The organism is Ancylobacter sp., assembly GCF_965229075.1.
Classification (GTDB): domain Bacteria; phylum Pseudomonadota; class Alphaproteobacteria; order Rhizobiales; family Xanthobacteraceae; genus Ancylobacter.
On sequence record NZ_CBDDIO010000002.1, the window covers coordinates 3,579,140 to 3,605,497 of the forward strand.

The window sequence follows — 26,358 nt, forward strand, 5'->3', positions numbered from 1 at the left end:
AAGCCCCCGTCCTGGACGGGGGCTTTTTTGTCGGGGCGGGGTTGGCAAGGGCGCGGGGCGTGGTCAGCGCTTCAGCCGCTCATATTCCGCCCGTAGGCGCGGCAGGTCGGGCACTTGCGGCGCGTCCGGCTCCAACAGGCCGCCGCTGATCTCCAGCGCGGCAATGGGCCAGAGGCGCTCCACCAGCGCCGGAATCTCGTCAGACGGTACGGCCGCCATCTGCGCGTCCATGGCGCAGAGGGCGCGGGCGCGTTCTTCGACATTACGGGTCATTTATCGGCCTCCGTGCGTCCGGCCGGGGCCGGATCCACCGGGGAAGTTGCTCCGGTTCAGGCTCGGCGTCGATCCACACCGGCTTGGCAAGTGAGACCGTAGCATCGCCGTGGGACCGCCACCGTCCACAACCGCACATAGGGCGGTAGCGACACGCCTTTAGCGGTGTCACGTTCCCGGCATCCCGCGCTGCGAGGCACGAAAGGTGCGGGCGCCGACGCTGCTGCGCTGCGAAAAGAGCGGCTTTGGTCATTAGCGTTAACCGCGCCTCAACCGCGCCTGACTAGACTCGCCTCATGATCATTCGCACCCGCTGGCGCTCCTTCTTCCAGACCGTCATCCTCCATCTCGGAGCGGCGGCGCTCGTCGGCTATTTCGCCTTCCAGGGCTATAATGGGCAATACGGGCTTCTGGCCCGCCGCAGCTTCGAGCAGCAGCACGCGGAGTTGACGCAGGAGCGTGACAAGCTGCGGGCGCAGCGCCAGGCGCTGCAGGCCAAGGTGGCGCTGATGTCGCCCGATCTGGTGGACGCCGACATGCTGGACGAGCAGGCGCGCGTGCTGCTGAACCTCGTGCATCCCAAGGATCTCGTGCTGCTGCGCGTCCCGGCGGGTCCGCAGGCGAACTAAACTAAAATTCATCGGTGACGACGATGTCTGGTATGCCAGGCTCGTTCCGATAGGAAACGACGCTATTCCAGGCGCTTAACTTGATTTGAGCTAAATGTTCATTTGAACTGAAATTCAGTTCAATAGCGGAAACCGTTGCGCGCACAACATGTTGTGCGTCGCAGCATTGCGTTGAGCGCGTAGCGCGTGGGGCGAAGGTGCGTTATTAACGTGCCGACTTTGTCCCCGAGCTGAGGATGCGCCATGGCAGTCGCCGCCAACAAATCGGCCGTTGGAAGAGCCCCCACCGCGAAAGCGCCGGCCCGGGCCACAGCCCGGAGTTCCGCACGGCGGACGGACGGCACGGCGGCGGTTGTCGAGTTCACCCGGGACCAGGAACTCGAAGCCTATCGCCGGATGCTGGAAATCCGCCGCTTCGAGGAAAAGGCCGGCCAGCTCTACGGCATGGGCCTCATTGGTGGCTTCTGCCATCTCTATATCGGCCAGGAAGCCGTCGTCGTCGGCATGCAGGCGGCCCTCAAGGAGGGCGATCAGGTCATCACCGGCTATCGCGACCATGGCCACATGCTGGCCTGCGGCATGGACCCCAAGGGCGTCATGGCCGAGCTCACCGGCCGCCGTGGCGGCTATTCCAAGGGCAAGGGCGGCTCGATGCACATGTTCAGCATCGAGAAGGGCTTCTTCGGCGGCCACGGCATCGTCGGCGCCCAGGTCTCGCTCGGTACCGGCCTCGCCTTCGCCAATCACTACCGCGACAATGGCAATGTGACCCTGGCCTATTTCGGCGACGGCGCCGCCAATCAGGGCCAGGTCTATGAGAGCTTCAATATGGCGGAGCTCTGGAAGCTGCCGGTCGTCTACATCATCGAGAACAACAAATACGCCATGGGCACCGCGGTGAACCGCGCTTCCGCCCAGACGGATTTCTCCAAGCGCGGTTCCTCCTTTAACATTCCCGGCGAGCAGGTCGACGGCATGGATGTGCGGGCGGTGCAGGCGGCCGGCGAGCGCGCGGTCGAATTCGCCCGCTCCGGCAAGGGGCCCTACATCCTCGAAATGCTCACCTACCGCTATCGCGGCCACTCCATGTCCGACCCGGCCAAGTACCGGTCGAAGGAGGAGGTGCAGAAGATGCGCACCGAGCACGATCCGATCGAGCAGGTGCGCAACCGCCTGCTGGAAAAGAAGTGGGCCACCGAGGAAGAGCTGAAGGCGATCGACGCCGAGCTGCGCGACCAGATGAACGCGGCGGCTGATTTCGCCAGCACCGACCCGGAGCCGGACCCGTCCGAGCTCTACACCGACATCCTGCGCTGAGCGCGGCGCGATGCTGGCCAGCGTCTTCTGGGTCACTCTCGTCGCCGGCGTCTCGGCGGCGGTCGTGCTGTGGGTTCTCGCGGCGCGCGTTGCTCTCGGCATCGTTCGCGTCGCCGGCTCCTCCGTCCCGCGTGTTCTGGCGGCCGTGTTCTGGCCGTTCGGCGCGCGGTATCTGGCGGGCGCCACCTCGGCCGAAGCGACCGTGCTGAACAAGATGCTGGTCGCCTTCTTCGCCGCCCTTCTCGTCGCCATCGCCTCGATGGCCGTCTACAGCAATCTCACTCTGGTGCTTCCGGTACCGAAGCCGTGACGCGCGAGTTTTGACGCACGTTTCTCTGGGGAACGCCGCCATGCCGACCGAAGTTCTCATGCCTGCCCTCTCGCCGACCATGGAGAAGGGCAACCTCTCCAAGTGGCTCAAGAAAGAGGGCGATCAGGTCAAGTCCGGCGACGTCATCGCCGAGATCGAGACCGACAAGGCCACGATGGAAGTCGAGGCCATTGACGAGGGCACCCTCGGCAAGATCCTGGTGCCCGAGGGCACGCAGGATGTCGCGGTGAACACCCCGATCGCCGTCATTCTCGCCGATGGCGAGGACGCCGCCGCCATCGGCACGCCGAGCCCGCAGGCCGCCGAATCGGCGCCGCCGGTCGCCGCCGCTCCGGTCGAGCCCTCGCCGGTCGCTGCGTCCGCGCCGGCGACGCCCGCCGTGGTCAATTCCGCCGTCGCCGCCCCGCCCCAGCCGGAAGCGGTGCCGGAGCCGGACGTGCCGGAAGGCACGGAACTGGTCAGCCAGACCATGCGCGAGGCGCTGCGCGACGCCATGGCCGAGGAAATGCGCCGCGATAGCGACGTGTTCGTCATGGGCGAGGAAGTCGCGGAATATCAGGGTGCCTACAAGATCACCCAGGGCCTGCTGCAGGAATTCGGCGCCCGCCGCGTCATCGACACGCCGATCACCGAGCACGGCTTCGCCGGCGTCGGCGTCGGTGCGGCGATGGCCGGGCTGAAGCCGATCGTCGAGTTCATGACGTTCAATTTCGCCATGCAGGCGATCGACCAGATCATCAACTCCGCCGCCAAGACCCACTACATGTCCGGCGGCCAGATCGGCTGCTCCATCGTGTTCCGCGGCCCCAACGGTGCGGCGGCCCGCGTCGCGGCCCAGCACAGCCAGGACTACACCGCCTGGTACAGCCACATTCCCGGCCTCAAGGTGATTGCGCCCTATACGGCGGCGGACGCCAAGGGCCTGCTCAAGGCGGCGATCCGCGATCCCAACCCGATCATCTTCCTTGAGAACGAGATCCTCTACGGCCACTCCTCGCCGGTGCCGAAGCTGGATGACTTCATCGTTCCCATCGGCAAGGCGAAGATCGCCCGTCCCGGCAAGGACGTGACGCTGGTGTCCTGGTCCATCGGCATGAACTACGCGCTCAAGGCGGCGGAAGAGCTCTCCAAGCTCGGCATCGAGGCCGAGGTGATCGACCTGCGCACCATCCGCCCGATGGACGTGCCTGCCATCGTCGCCTCGGTGCAGAAGACCGGGCGCTGCGTGACGGTGGAAGAGGGCTGGCCGCAGGCCGGCGTCGGCGCCGAGATCGTCGCCCAGCTGATGGAGAAGGCGTTCGACTATCTCGACGCGCCGGTGCTGCGCGTGACCGGCAGGGACGTTCCCATGCCTTACGCCGCCAATCTGGAGAAGCTGGCCTTGCCGTCGGTGCAGGACGTCATCGACGCCGCCCGCGCCGTCACCTATCGCTGAGGTCGGAGAAGCGCCATGTCGATCGAAATCCTGATGCCGGCCCTCTCTCCCACCATGGAGAAGGGCAACCTCGCGAAATGGCTGAAGAAAGAGGGCGATAAGGTCGCCCCCGGCGATGTCATCGCCGAAATCGAGACCGACAAGGCCACGATGGAGGTCGAGGCCATCGACGAGGGCACGCTGGCGAAGATCGTGGTGCCGGAAGGCACCGCCGATGTGCCGGTGAACCAGATCATCGCCGTTCTCGCCACCGAGGGCGAGGATGTGAAGGCGGTGGCCGCCGGCGGCGGCGCGGCCCCGGCCAAGGCGCCGGCGGAAGCGCCCAAGGCCGAGGCTCCCAAGGCTGAAGCGCCCAAGACTGAGGCGCCAAAGGCGGCAGCCGCGCCGGCCCCCGCTCCCCCGGCCGCTCCTGCGGCACCGGCTGCGGCTCCCGCCGCGTCTGGCGAGCGTGTGTTTGCCTCGCCGCTGGCGCGTCGCCTTGCCAAGGAGAAGGGTGTCGACCTCGCTTCGGTGAAGGGTTCCGGTCCGCATGGCCGCGTCGTTGCCGCCGATGTCGAGGCCGCTCCCGCCGGCGGCGCCGCCAAGGCGCCCGCGACGGCGGCAGCCGCTCCGGCCGCGGCCACGCCCGCCCCGGCCGCGGCGCCGGCGCCGGTGTCGAACAGCGCGCTACTGGAGCAGGTGAAGACCTTCTACGAGGCCGGCACCTATGAGGAAGTGCCGCTCGACGCCATGCGTCGTGTCATCGCCCAGCGCATGACCGAGGCGCGGCAGACGGTGCCGACCTTCTACCTCACCGTCGATTGCGACGTGGACGCGCTGTTGAAGCTGCGTGAGGAACTGAACAAGGCGGCACCGGAGAAGGACGGCAAGCCGGCCTACAAGCTCTCGGTCAATGACTTCGTCATCAAGGCCTATGCGCTCGCCTTCCAGCAGGTGCCGGATGCCAACATGGTGTGGGGCGGCGACCGCTACCTCAAGCTCAAGCATTCTGACATCGGCGTCGCGGTGGCGATCGACGGCGGCAAGGGCCTGCTGACCCCGATCATCCGCAAGGCCGAGACCAAGACGCTGTCGGCGATCTCCAACGAGACCCGCGACTTCGCCGCCCGCGCCCGCAACAAGAAGCTGATGCCGCACGAATATCAGGGCGGCTCCTCGGCGATCTCGAACCTGGGCATGTTCGGCATCAAGGACTTCACCGCCATCATCAACCCGCCGCACGCCACCATCCTCGCGGTGGGCGCCAGCGAGCAGCGGGCGGTGGTGAAGAAGGGTGAGCTGGCAGTGGCGACGGTCATGACCGTCACCATTTCCTGCGACCACCGGGTGATGGACGGCGCCATGGGCGCGCAGCTGATCGGCGCCTTCAAGGCGATCATCGAAAAGCCCATGTCGATGCTGGTCTGAGGAACGATCATGGCGAATAGTTACGACGTTCTCTTCATCGGCTCCGGCCCCGGCGGCTATGTCGGCGCCATCCGCGCGGCGCAGCTCGGCCTCAAGGTCGGCGTCATCGAGCGCACCCATATTGGCGGCATCTGCCCGAACTGGGGCTGCATCCCCGCCAAGGCGCTGCTGCGCTCGGCGGAGATTTTCCACTATATCGAGCACGCCAAGGATTACGGCCTCGTCGCCGAGAAGTTCGGCGTCGACATTTCAGGCGTCGTCAAGCGCTCGCGCGGCATCGCGGCGCAGATGAGCAATGGCGTCGGCTTCCTGCTCAAGAAGAACAAGGTCGACGTGATCTGGGGGCAGGCGAGCCTCACCGCGCCGGGCAAGGTGACGGTGGCGCCCGTGGCCGAGCCGGCGCCGAAGGGCGCGCTGGCGGCTGGCGAATACACCGCCAAGAACATCGTCATCGCCACCGGCGCCCGCCCGCGCGCGCTGCCGGGCATCGAGCCGGATAAGAAGCTGATCTGGACCTATTTCGAGGCGCTGGCGCCGGCGAGCGTGCCGAAATCGCTGCTGATCATGGGCTCGGGCGCCATCGGCGTCGAATTCGCTACCTTCTACAAGACGATGGGTTCGGACGTGACCATCGTCGAGTTGCTGCCGCAGATCCTGCCCGTCGAGGATGCCGAGATCGCCGAGCACGCGCGCAAGCGCTTCGAGAAGCAGGGCATCAAAATCCTCACCGGCGCCAAGGTCTCCAAGGTGGTGAAGGGCGCCGACAGCGTCACCGCCACCATCGAGACCGCCGACGGCAAGGTCGAGACCCTCACCGCCGAGCGGCTGATCTCCGCCGTCGGGGTGGTCGGCAATATCGAAAATCTCGGCCTTGAGACGCTCGGCGTGAAGACTGACCGCGGCTGCGTGGTGGTCGACGGCCTGTGCCGCACCAATGTGCCGGGTGTCTGGGCGATCGGCGATGTCGCCGGCCCGCCCATGCTGGCGCACAAGGCCGAGCATGAGGGCGTGATCGCCGCCGAGGCCATTGCCGGCAAGCATGCCCATGCCATGGACAAGCTGATGATTCCCGGCTGCACCTATTGCATGCCGCAGATCGCCTCCGTCGGTCTCACCGAGAAGAAGGCGAAGGAAGCCGGCTTCGAGATCAAGGTCGGCCGCTTCCCCTTCATCGGCAATGGCAAGGCGGTGGCGCTGGGCGAGCCGGACGGGCTGGTGAAGACCATTTTCGACGCCAAGACTGGCCGCCTGCTGGGCGCGCATCTCGTCGGCGCCGAGGTCACCGAGCTCATTCAGGGCTTCGTGCTGGCGATGAATCTGGAAACCACCGAGGAAGAGCTGATCAACGCGGTCTTCCCGCACCCGACAGTTTCTGAAACGATGCATGAAAGCGTGCTCAGCGCCTATGGGCGGGCGATCCACGTCTGAGGGTGAGGGGCGGCCGCGTGCCGCCCTTGTTCTCGGCCGCGCGGAACGCCACATGCACGCGCAACATGGGCCTGATGGGGACGTGACATGACGGGCGTGGGGTTCTTTGCGACGATCATCATCGGCATTCTCGCCGGCTGGATCGCCGAGCGGACGATGGGGCGCAGCCACGGGCTGCTGACCAATCTCATCGTCGGCATCATCGGGTCTTTTCTCGGCGCGGTGCTGTTCTCGGCGCTGAACATCAATGTCGCGGCGGGGTGGATCGGGAGCTTGATCGTCTCGACCGTCGGCGCCATCGTGCTGCTGTTCCTGCTCGGCCTGTTCCGCCGCTGACGCAGGGGCGTCGTGCAGCGGCGCCGGTCGACGCCGCTGCGGCCCTGAACTAGCAAGGACCCTGAAGGCCGCTTTGGCCTTGCGGTCCGGGAAAGTCGTCAATGGTCGTCGTTCTCAACACTCTGAACCGCGCGCTGGAGAAGCCCCGCCACCCTGAGAAGGCGAAGCGGGCGGAAACGCCGGTGCTGAAGAAGCCGGACTGGATCCGCGTTCGCGCCCCCGGCACGCCCGGCTGGCAGGAGACGGCGGACATCGTCCGCGCCAACGGCCTCGTCACCGTGTGCGAAGAGGCGAGCTGCCCCAATATTGGCGAGTGCTGGCAGAAGAAGCACGCCACCTTCATGATCATGGGCGACACCTGCACCCGCGCCTGTGCCTTCTGCAATGTCCGCACCGGCATGCCCGGCCCGCTTGACCGCGACGAGCCGCAGAAGGTGGCGGACGCGGTGGCCCGGCTGGGGCTGGAACATGTCGTCGTCACCTCGGTGGACCGCGACGATCTCGCCGATGGCGGCGCCGAGCATTTCGCCCGCACCATCCGCGCCATCCGCGCCACTAGTCCGAAAACCACCATCGAAATTCTCACCCCCGATTTCCTGCGCAAGGAGGGGGCTCTGGAAGTCGTGGTCGAGGCGCGGCCGGACGTGTTCAACCACAATCTCGAATGCGTGCCCTCGCTCTATCTCAAGGTGCGGCCGGGCGCGCGCTATTTCCATTCGCTGCGCCTGCTGCAGCGGGTGAAGGAGCTCGATCCCTCCATCTTCACCAAATCCGGCATCATGGTGGGGCTGGGCGAGGTGCGGCACGAGGTGCTGCAGCTGATGGACGATCTGCGCTCCGCCGATATCGACTTCATGACCATCGGCCAGTATCTGCAGCCGACCCGCAAGCACCACCCGGTCATGGCCTTCGTGACGCCGGAGGAGTTCAAGTCCTACGAGACGGTGGCCTATGCCAAGGGCTTCCTCATGGTGTCGTCGAGCCCGCTGACGCGCTCCTCCCACCATGCAGGCGAGGATTTCGCCCGGCTGCGCGCGGCGCGGGCCGGCAAGGCGGCCGTGGGCGCGGGAGTGGCGTCGGCGACGGTTCCCGCCTGACCATGCCGTCCTTCACCAATAAGCGGCGCGTGCGCCACTCCGCCACCGACATGTTCGACCTGGTGGCGGACGTGGAGCGCTACCCGGAATTCGTGCCCCTGTGCGAGAGCCTGCATGTGCGCCGCCGGGTAGCCAGCGGGGAGGGGGTGGACATCCTCGTCGCCGACATGACCGTGGCCTACAAGATGTTCCGCGAGAGCTTCGCCAGCCGGGTCACGCTCGACCGGCCGCGCCTGTCCATTGTGGTGGAATATCTCGACGGCCCGTTCAGCCGGCTCGAAAACCGCTGGACCTTCCGGCCGGAGAGCGAGGCGGTCAGCGAGGTCGAGTTCTTCATTTCCTATGAATTCCGCTCGCGCACGCTCGGCCTGTTGATGGGCGCGATGTTCGACGCCGCCTTCCGCCGCTTCGCCGAAGCCTTCGAGCACCGCGCCGACCAGGTGTATGGCCGGCGCGAGGTGGTGGGGTAGGGGACAGATTTCAGCCTTGGTCCAACGCGAATCGGTTGCTATGGCGTGTATTCGATGATGCCGTAAGGTTTGAGCAGCCCATGCACATCACTCCATAGATCGGCAAGGCGTTGATTTGGAACCGCCTTCAAATATGAAGGTATCAAGGTATAGGATCGTGATCCAAATAGAGTAGCTGCGTAAGCTAGTGCTGACGTCCCGAATCCATAAAGATCTGTATTCTCAAAGTGACCACAGAATATCTCAATAGGAATCTGATCGTATGGCGATGGCAGTGTGTCTACTCCGCTGGATGCGAGGATTGACGTAGTAAGATCGTTGTCATCTCGCGGGTGTGGTTTATAATATACGTTATCGTAATGTTCTCTAATTTTACATAGATTAGAAATGACATAATTTTTGTATGCTTGCGACGTAGTCAAATTATCTTTAACTATACATTGTGACATAAACACGCATGTGCGCAGACGGTTCGGTTTTGGTGAATGCAGATGCGATTTGAGGTATGGAAGAATATCAAAAACCCGACCCTCATATTTCTTTAGGCTGTCAGGGAATGCGATGTGCGCTTCGTCGAAAATTGTCATTGGCAAGAAATTTGGCTTGTACCGTTTAATAGATGTAAATGCGTGTAAATAATACTTTGAGTAATTTTTAAAACGTAAAATTTTATTGTTGTCGCTCAATGTATTATTAAAAAATGCGTATGGCAGATAAAATGCGATTCCGTCCTCGTAAATACACATAATTTTCGAATTTTCTCTCAATAATAAAAATATATCAATATCAATGCTGTTAAATCTGTTGGAAATAAAAATCCTATTTGTGTGCATTTTATTAATTTCGATGGAATTATAATCAATAATAGGAATTGTAGGCATATCAAGTATAATATCAATTTTATTGTAGGTATCTTTAAAGCGCCCGGCTGAACCGTTTTCGATGAAAATGGAGGTCCCGTCCAGGGCATTGCTTATTACTTTTGCGAATAGGTATTGTTGAGGTGATCCAACAACAAAAATATTGTTGAATCGTCCTCTGGTTGCAGTGTCTGAATGGGTATTCATTTTGTCGCCATCTATGAAAACTCTAAATGCGGTGGTTTTGATCGTCACTCATGTAAATTGAACGCTCAGTATGCTGCAATGTGGGCCGATCGTCGATCTGTCGCGTTGATTCTGCAAATCCTTGATCGTTCTTTGCTGCCAATTCCAGCCTCCGGCCCAGTTCTCCACCTACTGAAGCCCATGCGCAGCTTTCTGGGGCAAGGCGCGGTGAGCGGTTCGTCATATCCGGCTTAGTTCGGCAGAATGCGCAACCCTTCTAAGACCAGCGCGCTGAGCCCAGCGGCGTGTGATCTGGCGCCGACGGCGGCGTGTCGGCGGCGGGCGTTTCCAGCTCTCGCCAGCCTGCGTCATCCGCGGCGAGGTAGCTCTTGGGACGTTCCCTATCCATGAATCCCCGGGGGCCAAGCGTATGGTCATCCCTGATTTCGCGTAGCACAAGGCCGCTCTCGTAGAGGATTCGCGCCACGTCGCCCAAAGAGATGTTGCTTGCCTCCAGCCGGGAGGGGGCGAGGTCGAGCATGAGATAGGGCCGCGGCCGCGCCGAGAGGGCGACGCCGAGGCGCTTCAGGCCTTCAACGCCAAGCGGTTCGAGGTCGAACCTGAGCAGGCTGACCGGCCGCTCGTCGAGCGCGGACAGGATCGTTTCCAGCGGGCATCCGCTGCCCAGGGTGAGGAACTGGCCCTGGCGGCCGATGGCGGCGGCGGCTAGGCGCGTGAAGGCGCCATTGCGCGTTCCGGCGTCGAGTACGACATCACCTGATGCGAGCAGGTGCCGGATCAGCCGCGCCAAAGGGGTCTGCCGTTCCCTTTGCAAGGCGCTCCACCATGGCATTGAGAGCGTCCCGGCCGGAGCGGGTCCCGGCGCAGCGCTGGCCATTCCGAGGATGTTGAGCCGGCTTTTCACTGGCTGCCACAGGCGGCGACAGGCACTCACTGCCCATTCGCCAAGAGGTAGGCGTAAGCGCGTCGCGGCGGGGGCGGGGAGCGGCATGCAGCCATCCATCGCTCCACCCTGGGCCCGCATCGGTCCGGTATAGTGAATGATGAAATCGCCGGAGATCGCGGGCGGCACGATCTTGTTCCACCGGTCATCAAGGAGGAACGTCTTGAGGCGGAACGGCTCTTCCTTGAGAAAATGGATGAAGTGACCGTTCTCGCCGTGAGCGGTGACCCGGTCTTCTGCCGGTAGCTGCTTGTGCCGGTTCGCGAGGCATCGATCCAGGAAGGCGGCGGCCGTGGAATGGGCGCCGCCGCGGAACACGACCACCCCCGAATTCGGCCGGCCAGACCACCCATTGGCGATGAAGATGTCGTAGCCCGGCTCCCGCTCGAGCAGATCGGTGAAGCGCGGGGCATGGGCGCGGATGCAGACATCGCAATCAAGCAGAAAAACGTCGTGGCCCTGCGTCAGGAGCGCCTGGCACGCCGTCACTTTCGCCCAGTGCGGAGGCAGCGCGGGATAGGCATTCGTCGTCATCAGCTGATGGTCGCAGCCGTGGCGGGCGGCGTAGTGCTGCTGGCTTTCGACGCAGTGCAGCCAGAGATACTGAAAGCCGTCAGTGGCAATGGTGACCAGTGTGGGCCGAGGCGTTGACACGAAGCTTCCCCCGATGGGCCGGCGAGGTCCTGATCACACAACCCCGTCGGCCTGTGATCGGCGCCCGCCGTGCCGGTGACGTATCACCGCTGAACCGATATGTTTTCAAGCATGAAGATTGCCATGTTCTCGGCCGTTCCCCCTGTTCCGGCGCATGAGGGAAACCGCAGCCGCATTCTCGCGCTGTCCCGTGCCGTGCGGGAGCAGGGGCATGACCTTTCCTTCGTCTGGTTGCGTGCGGGCGAAGACAGCTCGGACGATCGCGCCGCCATGATCGCCGAGTTCGGCGAGGACCGGCTCCACGAGGTGTGGCCGGAGGGGGAAGTGGCCGGTTTGCTGTTCTTGCTGCGCTGGCTGCCCCGGCGCCTCGCGCGCAAGGCGTGCCGGATGCTGGGAATGCCGAAAGGCACCTATGCCCGGCTCGACGAGCGGGCCCGCTACGGGTGGCGGCGGCGCATCCAGGCGGTGATGGAGGCCGTGCAGCCCGATGTCGTGCTGATCGAATATGTCCACTATTCGTTTGTCGCGCTCGAACCTCGCCCCGACCGGACGAGCTACATCATCGACACGCACGACAGCTATTCGGAGCAGGAGACGGCCCTGCGTTCCGGAAAGGCACGGGCGCGGGAGTGGATGTTCTTGCGCCCCGGCGATGAGGTTGCGGGTTTTCGCCGGGCCGATGTCATCCTCGCCATCCAGCAACAGGAGGCGGACCTCTTCCGCCGGCAGTTGGGGTCTCATCCGCGAAACCCGCAGGTCGCGGTGGTCAGCCACTTCGTCGACCTTTCGGCCCCGCCCGTGGGGGAGCACGAGGGCCGGCGCGCGCTCTTTCTGGGGTCGCGCAACGCCTCCAATGTGCGCTCGTGCCGCATGTTGATCGACCAGGTCCTGCCTCTGGTGCTGCGGACCATGCCCGATTTCCGGCTCGTGCTGGCGGGCAAGGTCTGCGAGGCGGTGGAGGATCACCCGGCTGTCCTCAAGCTGGGTCGCGTGGAGGAGGTGCGGGAGGCGTTCGAAATGGCCCCCTTGCTCATCAACGCGATGGTCATGGGAACCGGCATCAACATCAAGCTGCTTGACGCCATGGCGGCCGGCGTTCCCGTGGTGAGCACGGAAACCGGCGCCCGGGGGGTGCCTGAAAGGTTCCGCTCGGGCATCAAGGTCTGCCCCGACGGCGACCCTGAAGGGCTCGCGCAGATGCTGCTGGGCCTGTTGAGCGACGGCGTGCAGCGTCGCCGGCTGGGACACAGCTGCCGTGCCGACGCCGAGCGGTGGAACGAGGAGCAGCACGCCCAGCTTCGGGCCGTTCTCGCGGCCCTTCCCGCCGGGGGCGGCAGGTGATCGCCTCCTCGCGTCGCAGCCGTCAATTCCGCCGGCGTCGGGGCGTCTCATCGGCGAGCAGTTCTTCCAGCCCCACGCGCTGGCGCTGGTTCCAGTCCGCCGCCGCAAGCCGCGCCTGCGCGCCGGCGTGCGCGCAGCGCTCCGGGTCCAGCGTCAGCGCGGTGAGCGCTTCGGCATAGGCGGCCCAGTCGCCGTCCGGCAGGATGTGCAGCCCGTCGCCGGCCAGTGCGCCGAGCCCGCGCGCGCCGGTTTCGGTGGCCACCACCGGCGCGCCGGCGGCCAGCGATTCCAGCGCCTTTACCGAAATGCCGGAGCCGCTCAGCACCGGGTTGAGCGAGACGGGAGCGCGTGCAAACACGTCGCCCAGCCGCTCGAAATGGCCGATCTTGTCCATCTGCGGATGGTCCGGCACCTCGCCGCAAATGCCGCCGGCGAGGATCAGGCGGAAAGCCGGGTCGCGGCGCAGCACCTCCGGCAGGCCCCATTGCAGAAACAGGCCCAGGGCGTGAGTGTTGGCGCTGTTGGACGAGGCGATGAAGGCCGCCCGGTGCGGCGGGCCGCGGTCGGTGCGCGGCTCGATGGCGGGCAAAAAATGGCTCACCACCCGCACGAGAGGCGGGGAGGGCTGGCCTTGCAGCAGCCGGGTGAAGGCCTGCGCCTCGTCGTCCTGGATGGCGAGCACGCCGTCGGCGCGCATCAGTCCCCGCCGTTCCGCCTCGGGACGCAGCGATATCCAATAGGCGCCGCCAAGCCCGTTGGCGGCATAGCCGACATGTCGGTTGGAGAACTGGTCATGCGTGTCGATCAGCGTCCGCACGGGCGCTGGCAGGTCGACCAGAACCGCGGAATGAAACACATACTCGACCAGACAGACATCGCAGCCGCGCGCGACGACGATCGCCTGCGCGGCCCTGACCGATTCCGGCGAAATATGCGAATCGAGCGGGCGCCAGTGGCGGCAGGGCGTGTCGATTCCCAGGGCTTTCGACAGGCGCGACACCGCCCGTACCGGAAACACCTTCAGCCATTTGGCGAGGCGCGCCGGCGTGGAAAGACGGGTGAGGTCATAGTAGTTGCCGCGGCCGACCAGCGCCTCGTGGCGGGCGGCGCTTTCGGGGGCGTCGAAAGGGCCGCTGGGGATCTGGATGAAGATCACCTCATGGCCGAGGCCCTGCAGCGCCTGAATCAGGCCGAGCACACGCGCCCGGTTGCCGGCCGTCGTGGGATAGACCGGAATATGCGAGACAATCGCCAGCCGCATCGCCGCCATTAGCTTGTTAACACAATGACAGCTTGCCCCTATCGCCTTTGATTACAAGGCCCAATTGGAGCTTCCCTCAGTCCTGCGTGCCGGCGAGCTCCGCCAGCATAGCGAGGGCCGTGAGGGTGGCGAGGCGCCGCACGCCGGCCCGGTCCTGCCCGGCAAAGACCTCGCGACGGGCGATCACCTTGCCCTCACGGGTGCCGGCGGCGAAATGCACGAGGCCGACCGGCTTCGCCTCCGAGCCGCCGCCGGGACCGGCAATGCCGGTGACGGAGACGCCAAGCGAGGTCCCGGCGATCCGCAGCAGGCCGTCGACCATTTCGCGCGCGGTCTCTTCGCTCACCGCACCATGGGCCTCCAGCGTCGCGGCGGAGACGCCGAGCATCTCCCGCTTGGCCGCGTTGGAATAGGTGACGACGCCGCGGTCCACCACGTCGGACGAGCCGGCAATCGCGGTGAGGGCGGCGGCGACGAGGCCGCCGGTGCAGGATTCGGCGGTGGCGACGGTGAGCCCGCGCGCCCGGCACAGGTCCAGCACACGCGTCGCCTCACCTGCGAGGACGTCCTGCGCCGCGTCTGTCTCGGGGCCGTGCATCCGCGCTCCTCTCAGTCGATCCAGGGCAGGCGCACCGTCGCGGCAGCGAGGGAGGCGATACCCTCGCGACGCCCGGTGAAGCCCAGCCGCTCGCTGGTCGTCGCCTTCACGCTGACGCGCGCCACGGGAATGTCAACGATGGCGGCGATGCGCGCGCGCATCGCCTCGCGGTGCGGCCCGATCTTCGGCGCTTCGCAGATCACGGTGGCGTCGAGATGGGCGATGCGCCCGCCGGCGGCGCGCACCAGCGAGGCGGCATGGGCGAGAAACTGGTCGGAGGCCGCGCCCTTCCATTGCGGATCGGAGGGCGGGAAATGATGGCCGATATCCCCGCTGCCGATGGTGCCGAGCAGCGCATCGGTGAGCGCGTGCAGCACCACATCGGCATCGGAATGGCCGGCAAGAGCGAAATCGTGCGGAATCCGCACGCCACCCAGCATCACATGGTCGCCGGGTCCGAAGGCATGCACGTCGAAGCCGGTCGCGGTGCGGACATCGGCGAGTTCGGCCAGCAAATGGCGTTCGGCGGTCACGAAATCCTCCCGCGTGGTGAGCTTGAAATTGGCGGGATCGCCGGGGAAGGCGGCGACGCGGTGGCCGGCGGCCTCGGCCACGGCGGCGTCGTCGGTCAGGTCGTCCGCCCCCGCCTGCGCGCGATGCGCGGCGCGGATGAGGTCGTAGCGGAACGCCTGCGGGGTCTGGACCCCGCGCACGGCACTCCGATCCGGGCCGGTCGCAAGGAAGCCGTCCTCGCCGAGCGCTTTCAGCGTGTCGACCACCGGCAGGGCCGGCACGCCAGCGCCCTCGGAGGCGGCGGTGGCGATCGCCTGCGCCACCAGCCGGGGCGAGACGAAAGGACGCGCCGCATCATGGATCAGCACGAGGTCGGGCGGGTCCTGCGCCAGCGCGTCGAGCCCTGCGCGCACCGAGGCCTGCCGCGTCGCCCCGCCCGCCACCGGCGGCAGCACGCCGTCGAGGCCGGCGAGGGCGCTGGCGCACAAGGCGGCATGTTCGGGCGAAATCACCGGCAGGACATGGCGGATGCCGGGCTGGCCGAGAAAAGCCATCAGCGTGTGACGCAGCACCTGTATACCGCCGAGCGGTCGGTACTGCTTGGGCCGCCCCTCGCCCGCCCGCAGGCCGTTGCCTGCCGCCACCACGATCACGTCCGTCCGCATCGCCTCGGTTTCCGCCCCTTTGCTGACTGCCGCCGCAGCAGCCCAGACTTGCCCTGCCGGCTCGTTTAGCGCAAAAGCGGCGTCTGATTGCAAAAGATTTGGCTTACGCCCTTCGCATGGGTTGATGACGCGCTCAGCATGGCTATTATCTAGGCACCGCTGGTCGGGCTTATTTAATGTGCATCGAGTGATCGCCGCTTGACCCCTTATTCTTCTCCCGTCGGCAATCTTCACATCGGCCGCGTCGCGCTGCCGGGGGCAGTGGTGCTCGCGCCCATGGCCGGCATTACCGATGCCCCGATGCGGCGCATGGCCTTGCGCTATGGCGCCTCGCTCGCCGTTTCCGAAATGGTCGCTGCCGGCGCCTTCGAGACCGGGCATGAGGAGACGGTGCTGCGGTCGGAAGGGGCGGGAGTGGCGGTCCACGCCGTCCAGCTCGCCGGCAATGAGCCCGAATCACTGGGGCGCGCCGCCCGCCTCGCCGAAGCCGCCGGCGCCGCCCTCATCGACATCAATATGGGCTGCCCGGCCAAGCGCGTCACGACGGGGCTCGCCGGCTCGGCGTTGCTGCGCGACCTCGATCTCGCGACCCGGCTTATCGCCGCCGTGGTCGAGGCGGTGGACGTGCCGGTAACGCTGAAGACCCGCCTCGGCTGGGACGACGCGGCGACGGTCGCTCCGGAACTCGCCCGCCGTGCGGAAGCGCTCGGCGTCACGATGATCACCATTCACGGGCGCACGCGCTGCCAGTTCTACACCGGCCGCGCCGACTGGGCGGCGATCCGCGCGGTCAAGGAGGCGGTCGCCATTCCCGTGCTGGCGAATGGCGACCTCGTGGCGGCGGAGGACGCGCCGGCCATGCTCGCGGCCTCCGGTGCCGATGGGGTGATGATCGGCCGTGGCGCGCAGGGCCGCCCGTGGTTTCCCGGCCAGGTCGCCGCCTATCTGCGCAGCGGCCTTGTCCCGGAGGACCCGCCGCTCGCTGAACAGCGCGATGTGCTGATCGAGCTGTATGAGGGCTGGCTGTCGCATTACGGGCGCGACCTCGGCATGCGCTGCGCCCGCAAGCACATCGGCTGGTCGCTTGCCGCGGCGGTCGCCAGCGCCGGCCGTCCGCCGGAAATGGCGGCCGGCTGGCGCCAGCGCCTTCTCACCCTCGAGGATCCGGCGCGTGTCGTCACCGGACTCCACGATGCCTATGACGACATTGGATGGAGAGAAGCTGCATGAGTTCGGTTTCCTCGCAACGGCCTGGCCCGCGCGCGGGCAGCGCGACCGCGGAAGCCGTCGTGAATGCGCTTCCGCATCCGGTGATCACGGTGGCGGAAGACAACCGGCTGGTGGACGCCAATGTGGCGGCCGAGGCCTTTTTCGAGGCGTCTCTGGCCGTGCTGGTGCGGCACAGGCTGCAGGAATTCGTGCCCTTTGGCAGCCCGATCCTGTCGCTGGTGGAACAGGTGCGCACGCGCGGGGCGGCGGTGAACGAGTATCGGGTCGATCTCGGCACCCCGCGCAATGGCGGCGAGCGCATTGTCGACATTCATGTCGCGCCCTTGTCCGAGGTGGCGGGCCATGTCGTCATCATGCTGCAGGAGCGCACCATCGCCGACAAGATGGATCGGCAGCTCACCCATCGCGGCGCCGCCCGCTCGGTGACGGCGCTGGCCTCGATGCTGGCGCATGAGATCAAGAACCCGCTCTCGGGCATTCGCGGCGCGGCGCAGCTGCTCGAACTCTCGGCCAGCGACGACGACCGCTCGCTGACCCGGCTGATCACCGACGAGGCCGACCGGATCGTCAAGCTGGTCGACCGCATGGAGGTGTTCTCCGACGAGCGGCCGATCGAGCGCGAGCCGGTCAACATCCACGCGGTCCTGGAGCATGTGCGGACGCTGGCGACCACCGGCTTTGCCCGCCATATCCGCTTTGTCGAGGAATACGACCCCTCGCTGCCCCCGGTACTGGCCAATCGCGACCAGCTGATTCAGGTGTTCCTCAATCTGGTGAAGAACGCCGCCGAAGCCATTGGCGATTCGCCCGATGGCGAGATCCAGCTCACCACCGCCTTCCGCCCCGGCGTGCGACTGATGATGCCGGGCGCGCCAGCGCGGGTGAGCCTGCCGCTGGAATTCTGTGTGCGCGACAACGGTCCCGGCGTGCCGGAGGACCTGATGCCGCATCTGTTCGATCCCTTCGTCACCACCAAGCCGACCGGCACCGGGCTCGGCCTCGCTCTGGTGGCGAAGATCGTCGGCGACCATGGCGGCATCATCGAATGCGACAGCCAGCCCCGCCGCACCACCTTCCGTGTCCTCATGCCCATGTACCGCGCCAGCCGCGGTGACGAGAAGAGTTGAGAACCGCCATGCCGACGGGAAGTATCCTGGTTGCCGATGACGACGCTGCCATCCGCACCGTGCTCAATCAGGCGCTGTCGCGGGCGGGCTATGAGGTGCGCTCCTGCGGTAACGCGGCGACGCTGTGGCGCTGGGTCAGCCAGGGCGACGGCGACCTCGTTATCACCGATGTGGTGATGCCGGACGAGAACGCCTTCGACCTGCTGCCCCGCATCAAGAAGGTGCGGCCCGATCTGCCGGTCATCGTCATGAGCGCGCAGAACACGTTCATGACTGCGATCCGCGCCTCGGAGAAGGGCGCCTATGAATATCTGCCCAAGCCCTTCGACCTGAAGGAGCTGATCTCCATCGTCGGCCGCGCCTTGTCCGAGCCGAAGAAGCCGGAGAACGCGCTCAAGGGTCTGGGCGAGGACGCCGACAACATCCCGCTCGTGGGCCGCTCGCCGGCGATGCAGGACATTTACCGCGTGCTGGCGCGGCTGATGCAGACCGATCTCACCGTGATGATCGCGGGCGAGAGCGGCACCGGCAAGGAGCTGGTCGCCCGCGCGCTGCATGATTACGGCAAGCGCCGCAACGGGCCGTTCGTCGCCATCAACATGGCGGCGATCCCGCGCGACCTCATCGAATCCGAGCTGTTCGGCCATGAGAAGGGGGCGTTCACCGGCGCCAATGCGCGCTCGGCCGGCCGCTTCGAGCAGGCGGAAGGCGGCACGCTGTTCCTCGATGAGATCGGCGACATGCCGATGGAGGCGCAGACAAGGCTGCTGCGCGTGCTGCAGCAGGGCGAATACACCACGGTCGGCGGGCGCACCGCGATCAAGACCGATGTGCGCATCGTCGCCGCCACGAACAAGGATCTGCGCATCCTCATCCAGCAGGGCCTGTTCCGCGAGGATTTGTTCTTCCGCCTCAATGTCGTGCCGCTGCGCCTGCCGCCGCTGCGCGAACGCGCCGAGGACGTGCCGGACCTTGCCCGCCACTTCTTCCTGCAGGCCGAGCGCGAGGGACTGCCGCGCAAGCAGATCGACGCCGCCGCGCTCGACCGACTCAAGCGCTACCGCTGGCCGGGCAATGTGCGTGAGTTGGAGAACCTGATCCGCCGCCTCGCCGCGCTCTATCCGCAGGAAGTCATCACCGGCTCGATCATCGAGGCGGAACTCTCCACCCCGGTGGCGCCGCCGACACCAGAGGAGAATGGCCAGGACGAGACGCTCTCCGCCTCGGTGGAGCGGCACCTCAACGCCTATTTCGGCGGCTTCGGCGAGAATCTGCCTCCGCCTGGCCTCTATCACCGCATTCTCAAGGATGTGGAATACCCGCTGCTCTCCGCGGCACTGGCGGCGACGCGGGGCAACCAGATCAAGGCGGCGGAACTGCTGGGGCTGAACCGCAACACACTGCGCAAGAAGATCCGGGATCTGGACATCCAGATAATCCGCACCAGTCGGTGAGCGCCTGACGCCCTCGCGAATAAAGGCGGGGGCGGCTCATCATTGTCACATTTTTGCACCAGTGTCGTATCACTGCATCAGTCGGGCGGGCTGATTCCCGCCGCCAACAGGGTGATGGATGAGCGACACCTCGACCGGCTCGACGGACCGGCACGAAGCACTCGACCTGGGCGGGATGGGATTCCGTTTCTCGCTCTGGGGGCTGGCGCCGCTGGCGGTGCTGCTGGCGCTCATCATCGCGCTGGCCAGCTTCATCATCCTTATCGGCATCACCCCGCTGGTGCCCTCGCAGGACGTGATCATCGTCGTCCTGTGCCTTAACGGCGTCATGTCGCTGGTGCTGCTCAGCATCATCGGCCGCGAGGTGTGGCGCATCGTCAAGGCGCGCCAGCGCGGGCGGGCGGCGGCGCGGCTGCATGTGCGCGTGGTCGGGCTGTTCGGCGTGGTGGCGGTGGTGCCGGCGCTGCTCGTCGCCATCCTCGCCAGCATCACGCTCGACAAGGGGCTCGACCGCTGGTTCTCGGTGCGCACCCGCGCCATCGTCGACAATGCGGTGTCGGTCGCCCAGACCTATGTGCGCGAACACGCCTATTCGATCCGCGGCGACGTGCTCGGCATGGCGCGCGATCTCCAGCGCATCCGCCCGCTGTGGGACCAGGACCGCAGCCGTTTCCGTCAGGCACTGACCGCGCAGGCGGTGGTGCGCGGCCTGCCCGCCGCCATGATCATCGACAAGGACCTGCAGGTCATCGACCGCGCCACCATCCGTGTCGGCCGCGAATTCGTCGTGCCGGCCAATCTGGCGCTGAAGGACGCGACCGAAGAGCAGCCGCTGATTTATCTGCCGGGCGATGCCGATTATGTCGGCGCGGTGATTCCGCTGAAGGATTTCGGCGACCTGTATCTCTATGTCGCCCGCGCCGTCGATCCGAAGGTGATCGACTATCTCAAGGAAACGCAGGCGGCCGTCGTCGACTATCGCAACCTCGAACAGCAGCGCGTCGGCGTGCAGGTGGCGTTCGCGGTGCTGTATGCGGTGATTTCGCTGACCGTGCTGCTCTGCGCGGTCTGGCTCGGCATCAATTTCGCCAACCGCCTGGTGGCGCCGATCCGCCGCCTGATCGGTGCCGCCGATCTCGTCGCCGCCGGCAATCTCTACGTCGAGGTGCCGGTGCGCCGCACCGAGGGCGATTTGTCGAGCCTTGCCGAGACCTTCAACAAGATGACGCAGGAGCTGCGCACCCAGCGCGACGACATCGTGCAGGCCCGCGACCAGATCGACACCCGCCGCCGCTTCACCGAGGCGGTGCTCTCCGGCGTCGGCGCCGGCGTCATCGGCCTCGATCCGCAGGGCCGCATTTCCATCATCAACCGCCCGGCGGAAAAACTGCTCGGCGTGGCGGAGGCGGATGTGCTGGGCACCGAGCTTGGCGCCGTCGTGCCGGAGGTGGCACCGCTGCTCGCACAGGCGATGGAGCCGGGCGAGCGCAGCGTGCAGGCCAATACGACGCTCACCCGCAATGGCCGCGACCGCGTGATCGCGGTGCGCGTGACCACCGAGCAATCGCGCGAGGCCGAACATGGCTGGGTGGTCACGCTCGACGACATCACCGAGCTGGTGGTGGCGCAGCGCAGCTCCGCCTGGGCCGATGTCGCCCGCCGCATCGCCCATGAGATCAAGAACCCGCTGACCCCGATCCAGCTCTCCGCCGAGCGGCTGCGCCGGCGCTACGGCAAGGTGATCGGCGAGGACCGCGACGTGTTCGACCAGTGCACGGAAACCATCATCCGGCAGGTCGGCGACATCGGCCGCATGGTGGACGAGTTCTCCTCCTTCGCCCGCATGCCCAAGCCCGTCGCCGAGGCGCAGGACATTGGCGAGACGGCGCGGCAGGTGGTGTTCCTGATGCGGGTCGGAAATCCCGACATCGTCATCGACCTCGAACTGCCGGAGCAGCCGGTGGTGGCCCGCTTCGACCGTCGCCTCGTCTCGCAGGCGCTGACCAACATCATCAAAAACGCCACCGAGGCGCTGGCGGCGGTGCCGGCGGAGGAGCGCACCGAGCCGGCACGCATCCAGGTGAAGGTGCGTGCCACCGAGCGCATGGTGGACATCGACGTAATCGACAACGGCAAGGGCCTGCCGACCGAGAACCGGGCGCGGCTGCTGGAACCCTATGTGACGACGCGCGAGAAGGGCACCGGCCTCGGCCTCGCGATCGTCGGAAAGATCATGGAAGAGCATGGCGGCGGCATCGAGCTCGACGATGCGCCGGAAGGGCGGGGCGCCTGGATTCGCCTGCACTTCGCGCGCGACGGCGGCCCCACCGCCGCCAATGACGGAAAAGGCAACGGCGGGGCCCCCACTCCCCGTGTGGTCGGCTGAAGGAGAACTGACGAATGGCGACGGACATCCTGATCGTCGATGACGAAGCCGATATTCGCGGTCTGGTCGCGGGCATTCTGGAGGATGAGGGCTATGGCGCCCGCACCGCCAAGGACAGCGACGAGGCGCTGGCCGCCATCGAGGCGCGCCGTCCGCATCTGGTCTTCCTCGACATCTGGCTGGAACGCTCGAAGCTCGATGGGCTGCAGCTGCTGGAGCGCATCAAGAAGAACCACCCGGACGTGCCGGTCGTGATGATTTCCGGCCACGGCACCATCGAGACGGCGGTGGCGGCGATCAAGCAGGGCGCCTACGACTTCATCGAGAAGCCGTTCAATTCCGACCGCCTGATCCTCGTCGCCGACCGGGCGCTGGAGACGCTGCGGCTCAAGCGCGAGGTGCGCGACCTGAAGCAGCGCACGGCGGTGACGCAGGCGCTGGTCGGCAAGTCCTCGGTGATGAACCAGCTGCGCCAGGGCATCGAGCGCGTGGCGCCGACCAATAGCCGCATCATGATCGTCGGCCCCTCCGGCTCCGGCAAGGAACTGACCGCCCGCATGATCCACGCCGCCTCGCAGCGGGCGAACGGGCCGTTCGTGGTGATCAACGCCGCCGCCATCACCCCGGAGCGGATGGAAGTCGAGCTGTTCGGCGTCGAGCTGGGCGAAGGGCAGGGCCGTCAGGTCGGCGCGCTGGAAGAGGCGCATGGCGGCACGCTGTTCATCGACGAAATCGCCGACATGCCGCGCGAGACCCAGAACCGCATCCTGCGCGTGCTGGTGGACCAGAACTTCCTGCGCGTCGGCGGCACCACCCGCGTCTCGGTGGATGTGCGCATCATCTCCTCCACCGCGCGTAATCTGGAGAAGGAGATCGCCGAAGGGCGCTTCCGCGAGGATCTCTACCATCGGCTCGGCGTGGTGCCGGTGCGTGTGCCGCCGCTGGCGGAGCGGCGCGAGGACGTGCCGGAGCTGGTCGAGTTCTTCCTCGACCAGATTTCGCAGTCCACCGGCCTGCCGCGCCGGCGCGTCGCCGACGACGCGCTCGCCGTGCTGCAGTCGCATGACTGGCCGGGTAATGTCCGCCAGCTGCGCAACAATATCGAGCGCCTGCTCATCCTCGCTTCCGGCGAGGCGGATGCGCCGGTCACCGCCGACATGCTGCCGCCGGATGTCGGCGCGCTGGTGCCGAGCCTGCCGAGCGGAACCGGCGGCGAGCATCTGATGGGCCTGCCGCTGCGCGACGCGCGCGAAGTGTTCGAGCGCGAATATCTGGTGGCGCAGATCAGCCGCTTCGGCGGCAATATCTCCCGCACGGCGGAGTTCGTCGGCATGGAGCGCTCCGCGCTGCACCGCAAGCTGAAGGCGCTGGGCATCGGCTGAGCGCCTTCCCCACCCGGCGCGCGGCTCCGGTAAAGGAAGATGTGCGGGCCGGACGCTGCGGCGTCTGCCGCGCCGTGCGAACCTGCTATAGAGAGACTCGCCAGGAAATGCCGGAGGCCCGTTCGCGGAAACCCTCAGGCGCCGGCGGGCAGGAGCGGGGGACGTCATGAAGGTCGTGATTTGCGGCGCGGGGCAGGTGGGGTTCGGCATTGCCGAGCGTCTGGCCGCAGAGCAGAACGACGTCTCCATCATCGACACCTCGCCCCGCCTTATCCAGGCGGTCACCGACACGCTCGACGTGCGCGGCTTCGTCGGCCACGGCTCCCATCCCGACGTGCTGGCCCGGGCGGGGCTGGAGGCGGCGGACATGCTGATCGCCGTCACCCTGCATGACGAGGTCAACATGATCGCGTGCCAGGTCGGCCACGCGCTGTTCGACGTGCCGACCAAGATCGCCCGCGTGCGCGCGCAGAGCTATCTCCAGGGCCATTGGCGCGACCTGTTCTCGCGCGACCATCTGCCGATCGATGTGGTCATCTCGCCCGAGCTGGAAGTGGGCGAGATGGTGCTGCGCCGCCTGTCGCTGCCGGGCGCCGTCGATACGGTGAGCTTCAACGACAGCAATGTCGTCGTGGTGGGCGTGCGCTGCCAGGAGGATTGCCCGGTTCTCGACACGCCGCTGCGCCAGCTCACCGATCTATTCCCGGACCTGCGGGCGGTGGTGGTGGCGGTCAACCGCAACGGCAAGACCTTCGTGCCGCGCTCCATCGATTCGCTGCTGGCCGGCGATCTCGCCTATTTCGTCGCCCATACCGACCAGGTGAGCCGCACCCTGTCGATCTTCGGCCATGACGAACCGCCGGCGCAGCGCATCGTCATCGGCGGCGGCGGCAATATCGGCCTTTATGTCGCGCGCGAGCTGGAGCAGCGCAACCCGAAGGCGCGGGTGAAGATCATCGAGGACAAGATCAGCCGCGCGGAGGAAATCGCGCAGGAGCTGAACCGAACGGTGGTGCTGCGCGGCAGCGCGCTGGACCGCACCATTCTGGAGGAGGCGGCGGTCCGCGATGCCGACACCATGATCGCGGTGACCAATGACGACCGGGTCAACATTCTCTCTTGCCTGCTGTCGCGCGAGCTCGGCGCCAAGCGCATGCTCTCCCTGCTGAACGATCCGGCCTATCCCGCCTTCGCGCGCGGGCTCGGCATCGACGCCTATGTGAACCCGCGTCAGATCACCGTCTCCAAGGTGCTGCAATATGTTCGCAAGGGCCGTATCCGCGGCGTGCATTCGCTGCTGAACGGCGCCGGCGAGGTGATCGAGGCCGAGGCGCTGGAAACCTCGCCGCTGGTCGGCAAGCCGCTGCGCCAGCTCGACCTGTTCGACGGCATGCGCATCGGCGCGGTCATCCGCGCCGGGCGGGTGATGCTGCCGCGCGGCGACACGGTGATCCAGGCGCGTGACCGGGTGGTGATGTTCGCCCTTGCCGACAAGGTGAAGCGGGTCGAGCAGCTGTTTCGGGTCAGCCTTGAGTTCTTCTGAGAGAGGCCCCGGCTCATGATTGCGGTCGCCCGCTACAGCGCCCAGACAGCCGGCGTCATGGCCGGCTTCCTGCTGCTGGCCGCACTGGTGTCGCTGTTCCGGCGCGAACCTGGCGCCGACGTCTTCCTGATGACAGCGCTGCTCACCGTCTTCGGCGCGGGGGCGGTGCATCTCGCCGTGCGCAACCGGGCAGGGCGGCTGGACCGGCTCGCCGCCTATGGCTTGCTGCTGGTGCTGTGGCTGGTCGTGCCGATCATCGCCGCCGTGCCCATTGCCGCGACCACGACGCTCGGGCCGGTGCATGCCTGGTTCGAGGCGGTGGCGGCCTTCACCACCACCGGGCCGATCCAGATCCACGACCTCGAAAAGGTACCCCGGGCGACGCTGGGTTGGCTGCTGACGCTGCAATGGGCGGGCGGGCTGCTCACCCTTGTCGGCTTCGTCGCCGTGCTCGGTCCCGCCGGCCTCGGCGGCCTGCCGGACCGCAGCGCGCGGGCCAATCTGCTCGGCGTCACCCATCAGATGACGCTGGACGACGCGTTGCGGCTCGTGCTGCCGATCTATCTCGGCGCCACGATCCTGTGCACCTTCCTGCTGTTCCTGCTCGGCCTGCGGCTGTTCGAGGCGCTGGGCCTCGCCGGCGCGGCGCTTTCCACCGGCGGCCTGCTGCCGGACGCGGACGGCATCGCCGCTTATGGGCATTTCGGCATCAAGGCGGTGCTGATTGTGTTCATGTTGATCGGCGGCACCAGCCTGCTCTGGCAGCGGATGCTGCTCACACGGCGCTTTCGCCTCGCGCTGGGACAATATGAAAACATTGTCCTTTTTGCGCTTTGCCTCGGCCTCGGCATCGCCGCCGCGGCGATTGGTTTTCGCACCCTAGGCAGCAGTCTGTCGCTGCCCATCGCGCTTGAGGACGGGCTGTTCACCGCCGTCGCGCTCGTCACCACCACCGGCATCGAGCCGCATGCCGGCGCCTTCGCCAGCCTGCCGGTGACGGTGGTACTCACCGTCGTCTTCATCGGCGGTGCCAGCTTCTCCACGGCTGGCGGCATCAAGATCTACCGCGCCGGGGTGATGGTGCTGCAGAGCCTGCGCGAGCTGGAGCGGCTGGTGCATCCCAGCGCCGTGCATCCGCGTCGCCTCGGGCAGCAGAATGTGACGCTGCAGATGATGAAGGCGATCTGGATCATGTTCGGCGTCGCCTGCACCGTGATCGGCGCGCTCACCGTCGCCCTCGCCCCGGCCATGCCGAGCTTCGAGGCGGCCTTCGTCGCGGTGGTGACGGCCCTGAGCAATGTCGGTCCGGTCTATGCCGTGAACTGGCAGCCGGACGTGAATTGGCCGGACTGGGGCGCGCTGCCGGCCTATGCGCAGCTTATACTGGCGCTCGCCATGATTCTCGGCCGGCTGGAAATCCTCGTCGTGCTGGGGTTGGCTAATTTCGCCCTTTGGCGACGTTAAAGGGCAG

23 protein-coding genes are annotated in these 26,358 nt (G+C 66.2%); 17 read left to right on the forward strand and 6 right to left on the reverse strand.

Going from position 1 to position 26,358, the window contains the following annotated elements:
- Nucleotides 1-63: 63 nt before the first annotated feature.
- A complete protein-coding gene (locus ACO07Z_RS22595) occupies nucleotides 64-273 on the reverse strand; it encodes a hypothetical protein (protein WP_421700741.1) in 210 nt (69 codons plus the stop codon).
- 296 nt (nucleotides 274-569) lie between these two features.
- On the opposite strand from ACO07Z_RS22595, the gene ACO07Z_RS22600 reads away from it, so the two are divergent.
- From ACO07Z_RS22600 to ACO07Z_RS22640, 9 genes are all read left to right on the forward strand, one after another.
- Complete coding sequence (locus ACO07Z_RS22600) at nucleotides 570-902, forward strand: FtsB family cell division protein (RefSeq protein ID WP_421700742.1); 333 nt, start codon at nucleotides 570-572, stop codon at nucleotides 900-902.
- 243 nt (nucleotides 903-1,145) lie between these two features.
- The gene (gene pdhA, locus ACO07Z_RS22605) at nucleotides 1,146-2,219 is read left to right on the forward strand and encodes a pyruvate dehydrogenase (acetyl-transferring) E1 component subunit alpha (RefSeq protein ID WP_421700743.1); all 1,074 of its coding nucleotides are present in this window, start codon (nucleotides 1,146-1,148) and stop codon (nucleotides 2,217-2,219) included.
- A gap of 10 nt (nucleotides 2,220-2,229) precedes the next feature.
- Nucleotides 2,230-2,529 (forward strand): hypothetical protein, encoded by a 300-nt coding sequence (locus ACO07Z_RS22610; RefSeq protein WP_307017976.1) that lies wholly within the window; start codon nucleotides 2,230-2,232, stop codon nucleotides 2,527-2,529.
- 40 nt (nucleotides 2,530-2,569) lie between these two features.
- A complete protein-coding gene (locus ACO07Z_RS22615) occupies nucleotides 2,570-3,985 on the forward strand; it encodes a pyruvate dehydrogenase complex E1 component subunit beta (RefSeq protein ID WP_421700744.1) in 1,416 nt (471 codons plus the stop codon).
- Nucleotides 3,986-4,000: 15 nt separating this feature from the next.
- The gene (locus tag ACO07Z_RS22620; protein ID WP_421700745.1) at nucleotides 4,001-5,392 is read left to right on the forward strand and encodes a pyruvate dehydrogenase complex dihydrolipoamide acetyltransferase; all 1,392 of its coding nucleotides are present in this window, start codon (nucleotides 4,001-4,003) and stop codon (nucleotides 5,390-5,392) included.
- 9 nt (nucleotides 5,393-5,401) lie between these two features.
- Nucleotides 5,402-6,820 carry a dihydrolipoyl dehydrogenase gene (gene lpdA, locus ACO07Z_RS22625; protein ID WP_421700746.1) on the forward strand — a complete coding sequence of 473 codons (1,419 nt, stop codon included), beginning with the start codon at nucleotides 5,402-5,404 and terminating at the stop codon, nucleotides 6,818-6,820.
- Between the two features lie 87 nt (nucleotides 6,821-6,907).
- Nucleotides 6,908-7,156, forward strand: a complete 249-nt coding sequence (locus ACO07Z_RS22630; RefSeq protein ID WP_244376450.1) for a GlsB/YeaQ/YmgE family stress response membrane protein — start codon at nucleotides 6,908-6,910, stop codon at nucleotides 7,154-7,156.
- Nucleotides 7,157-7,257: 101 nt separating this feature from the next.
- A complete protein-coding gene (gene lipA / locus ACO07Z_RS22635) occupies nucleotides 7,258-8,253 on the forward strand; it encodes a lipoyl synthase (RefSeq protein ID WP_421700747.1) in 996 nt (331 codons plus the stop codon).
- A gap of 2 nt (nucleotides 8,254-8,255) precedes the next feature.
- Complete coding sequence (locus ACO07Z_RS22640) at nucleotides 8,256-8,723, forward strand: type II toxin-antitoxin system RatA family toxin (RefSeq protein ID WP_421700748.1); 468 nt, start codon at nucleotides 8,256-8,258, stop codon at nucleotides 8,721-8,723.
- Between the two features lie 38 nt (nucleotides 8,724-8,761).
- On the opposite strand, the gene ACO07Z_RS22645 is transcribed toward ACO07Z_RS22640, so the two are convergent.
- Together ACO07Z_RS22645 and ACO07Z_RS22650 are read right to left on the reverse strand one after the other, a co-directional pair.
- On the reverse strand, nucleotides 8,762-9,838 hold the full coding sequence (locus ACO07Z_RS22645; protein WP_421700749.1) for a polysialyltransferase family glycosyltransferase: 1,077 nt from the start codon (nucleotides 9,836-9,838) through the stop codon (nucleotides 8,762-8,764).
- Between the two features lie 208 nt (nucleotides 9,839-10,046).
- Entirely contained in the window at nucleotides 10,047-11,387 is a 1,341-nt protein-coding gene (locus tag ACO07Z_RS22650; protein WP_421700750.1) for a hypothetical protein, read from the reverse strand.
- A 111-nt stretch (nucleotides 11,388-11,498) separates the two neighbouring features.
- Between ACO07Z_RS22650 and ACO07Z_RS22655 the strand changes: the two genes are divergently transcribed.
- Nucleotides 11,499-12,728, forward strand: a complete 1,230-nt coding sequence (locus tag ACO07Z_RS22655) for a glycosyltransferase family 4 protein (protein ID WP_421700751.1) — start codon at nucleotides 11,499-11,501, stop codon at nucleotides 12,726-12,728.
- A gap of 22 nt (nucleotides 12,729-12,750) precedes the next feature.
- On the opposite strand, the gene ACO07Z_RS22660 is transcribed toward ACO07Z_RS22655, so the two are convergent.
- The 3 genes from ACO07Z_RS22660 to ACO07Z_RS22670 form a co-directional block, all read right to left on the reverse strand.
- Complete coding sequence (locus ACO07Z_RS22660) at nucleotides 12,751-13,989, reverse strand: glycosyltransferase (protein WP_421700752.1); 1,239 nt, start codon at nucleotides 13,987-13,989, stop codon at nucleotides 12,751-12,753.
- A 76-nt stretch (nucleotides 13,990-14,065) separates the two neighbouring features.
- Nucleotides 14,066-14,587, reverse strand: a complete 522-nt coding sequence (locus tag ACO07Z_RS22665) for a CinA family protein (protein ID WP_421700753.1) — start codon at nucleotides 14,585-14,587, stop codon at nucleotides 14,066-14,068.
- A gap of 11 nt (nucleotides 14,588-14,598) precedes the next feature.
- Nucleotides 14,599-15,765 (reverse strand): bifunctional 2-C-methyl-D-erythritol 4-phosphate cytidylyltransferase/2-C-methyl-D-erythritol 2,4-cyclodiphosphate synthase, encoded by a 1,167-nt coding sequence (locus ACO07Z_RS22670; RefSeq protein ID WP_421700754.1) that lies wholly within the window; start codon nucleotides 15,763-15,765, stop codon nucleotides 14,599-14,601.
- 198 nt (nucleotides 15,766-15,963) lie between these two features.
- Here ACO07Z_RS22670 and dusB point away from each other — a divergent pair, with 198 nt between their 5' ends.
- The 7 genes from dusB (at nucleotide 15,964) to ACO07Z_RS22705 (ending at nucleotide 26,351) form a co-directional block, all read left to right on the forward strand.
- Nucleotides 15,964-16,995 carry a tRNA dihydrouridine synthase DusB gene (gene dusB / locus ACO07Z_RS22675; protein ID WP_421700755.1) on the forward strand — a complete coding sequence of 344 codons (1,032 nt, stop codon included), beginning with the start codon at nucleotides 15,964-15,966 and terminating at the stop codon, nucleotides 16,993-16,995.
- Nucleotides 16,992-18,122: a two-component system sensor histidine kinase NtrB gene (locus ACO07Z_RS22680; RefSeq protein WP_244376459.1), complete on the forward strand. Its 1,131-nt coding sequence runs from the start codon at nucleotides 16,992-16,994 to the stop codon at nucleotides 18,120-18,122. The genes dusB and ACO07Z_RS22680 overlap by 4 nt, the downstream gene beginning before the upstream one ends.
- A gap of 8 nt (nucleotides 18,123-18,130) precedes the next feature.
- On the forward strand, nucleotides 18,131-19,576 hold the full coding sequence (gene ntrC, locus ACO07Z_RS22685; RefSeq protein ID WP_244376460.1) for a nitrogen regulation protein NR(I): 1,446 nt from the start codon (nucleotides 18,131-18,133) through the stop codon (nucleotides 19,574-19,576).
- A 118-nt stretch (nucleotides 19,577-19,694) separates the two neighbouring features.
- Entirely contained in the window at nucleotides 19,695-21,962 is a 2,268-nt protein-coding gene (locus tag ACO07Z_RS22690; protein WP_421700756.1) for an ATP-binding protein, read from the forward strand.
- Between the two features lie 14 nt (nucleotides 21,963-21,976).
- Entirely contained in the window at nucleotides 21,977-23,344 is a 1,368-nt protein-coding gene (locus ACO07Z_RS22695; protein WP_421700757.1) for a sigma-54-dependent transcriptional regulator, read from the forward strand.
- 166 nt (nucleotides 23,345-23,510) lie between these two features.
- Nucleotides 23,511-24,887: a Trk system potassium transporter TrkA gene (gene trkA / locus ACO07Z_RS22700; RefSeq protein WP_421700758.1), complete on the forward strand. Its 1,377-nt coding sequence runs from the start codon at nucleotides 23,511-23,513 to the stop codon at nucleotides 24,885-24,887.
- A gap of 15 nt (nucleotides 24,888-24,902) precedes the next feature.
- Nucleotides 24,903-26,351 carry a TrkH family potassium uptake protein gene (locus tag ACO07Z_RS22705; protein ID WP_421700759.1) on the forward strand — a complete coding sequence of 483 codons (1,449 nt, stop codon included), beginning with the start codon at nucleotides 24,903-24,905 and terminating at the stop codon, nucleotides 26,349-26,351.
- Nucleotides 26,352-26,358: the final 7 nt, after the last annotated feature.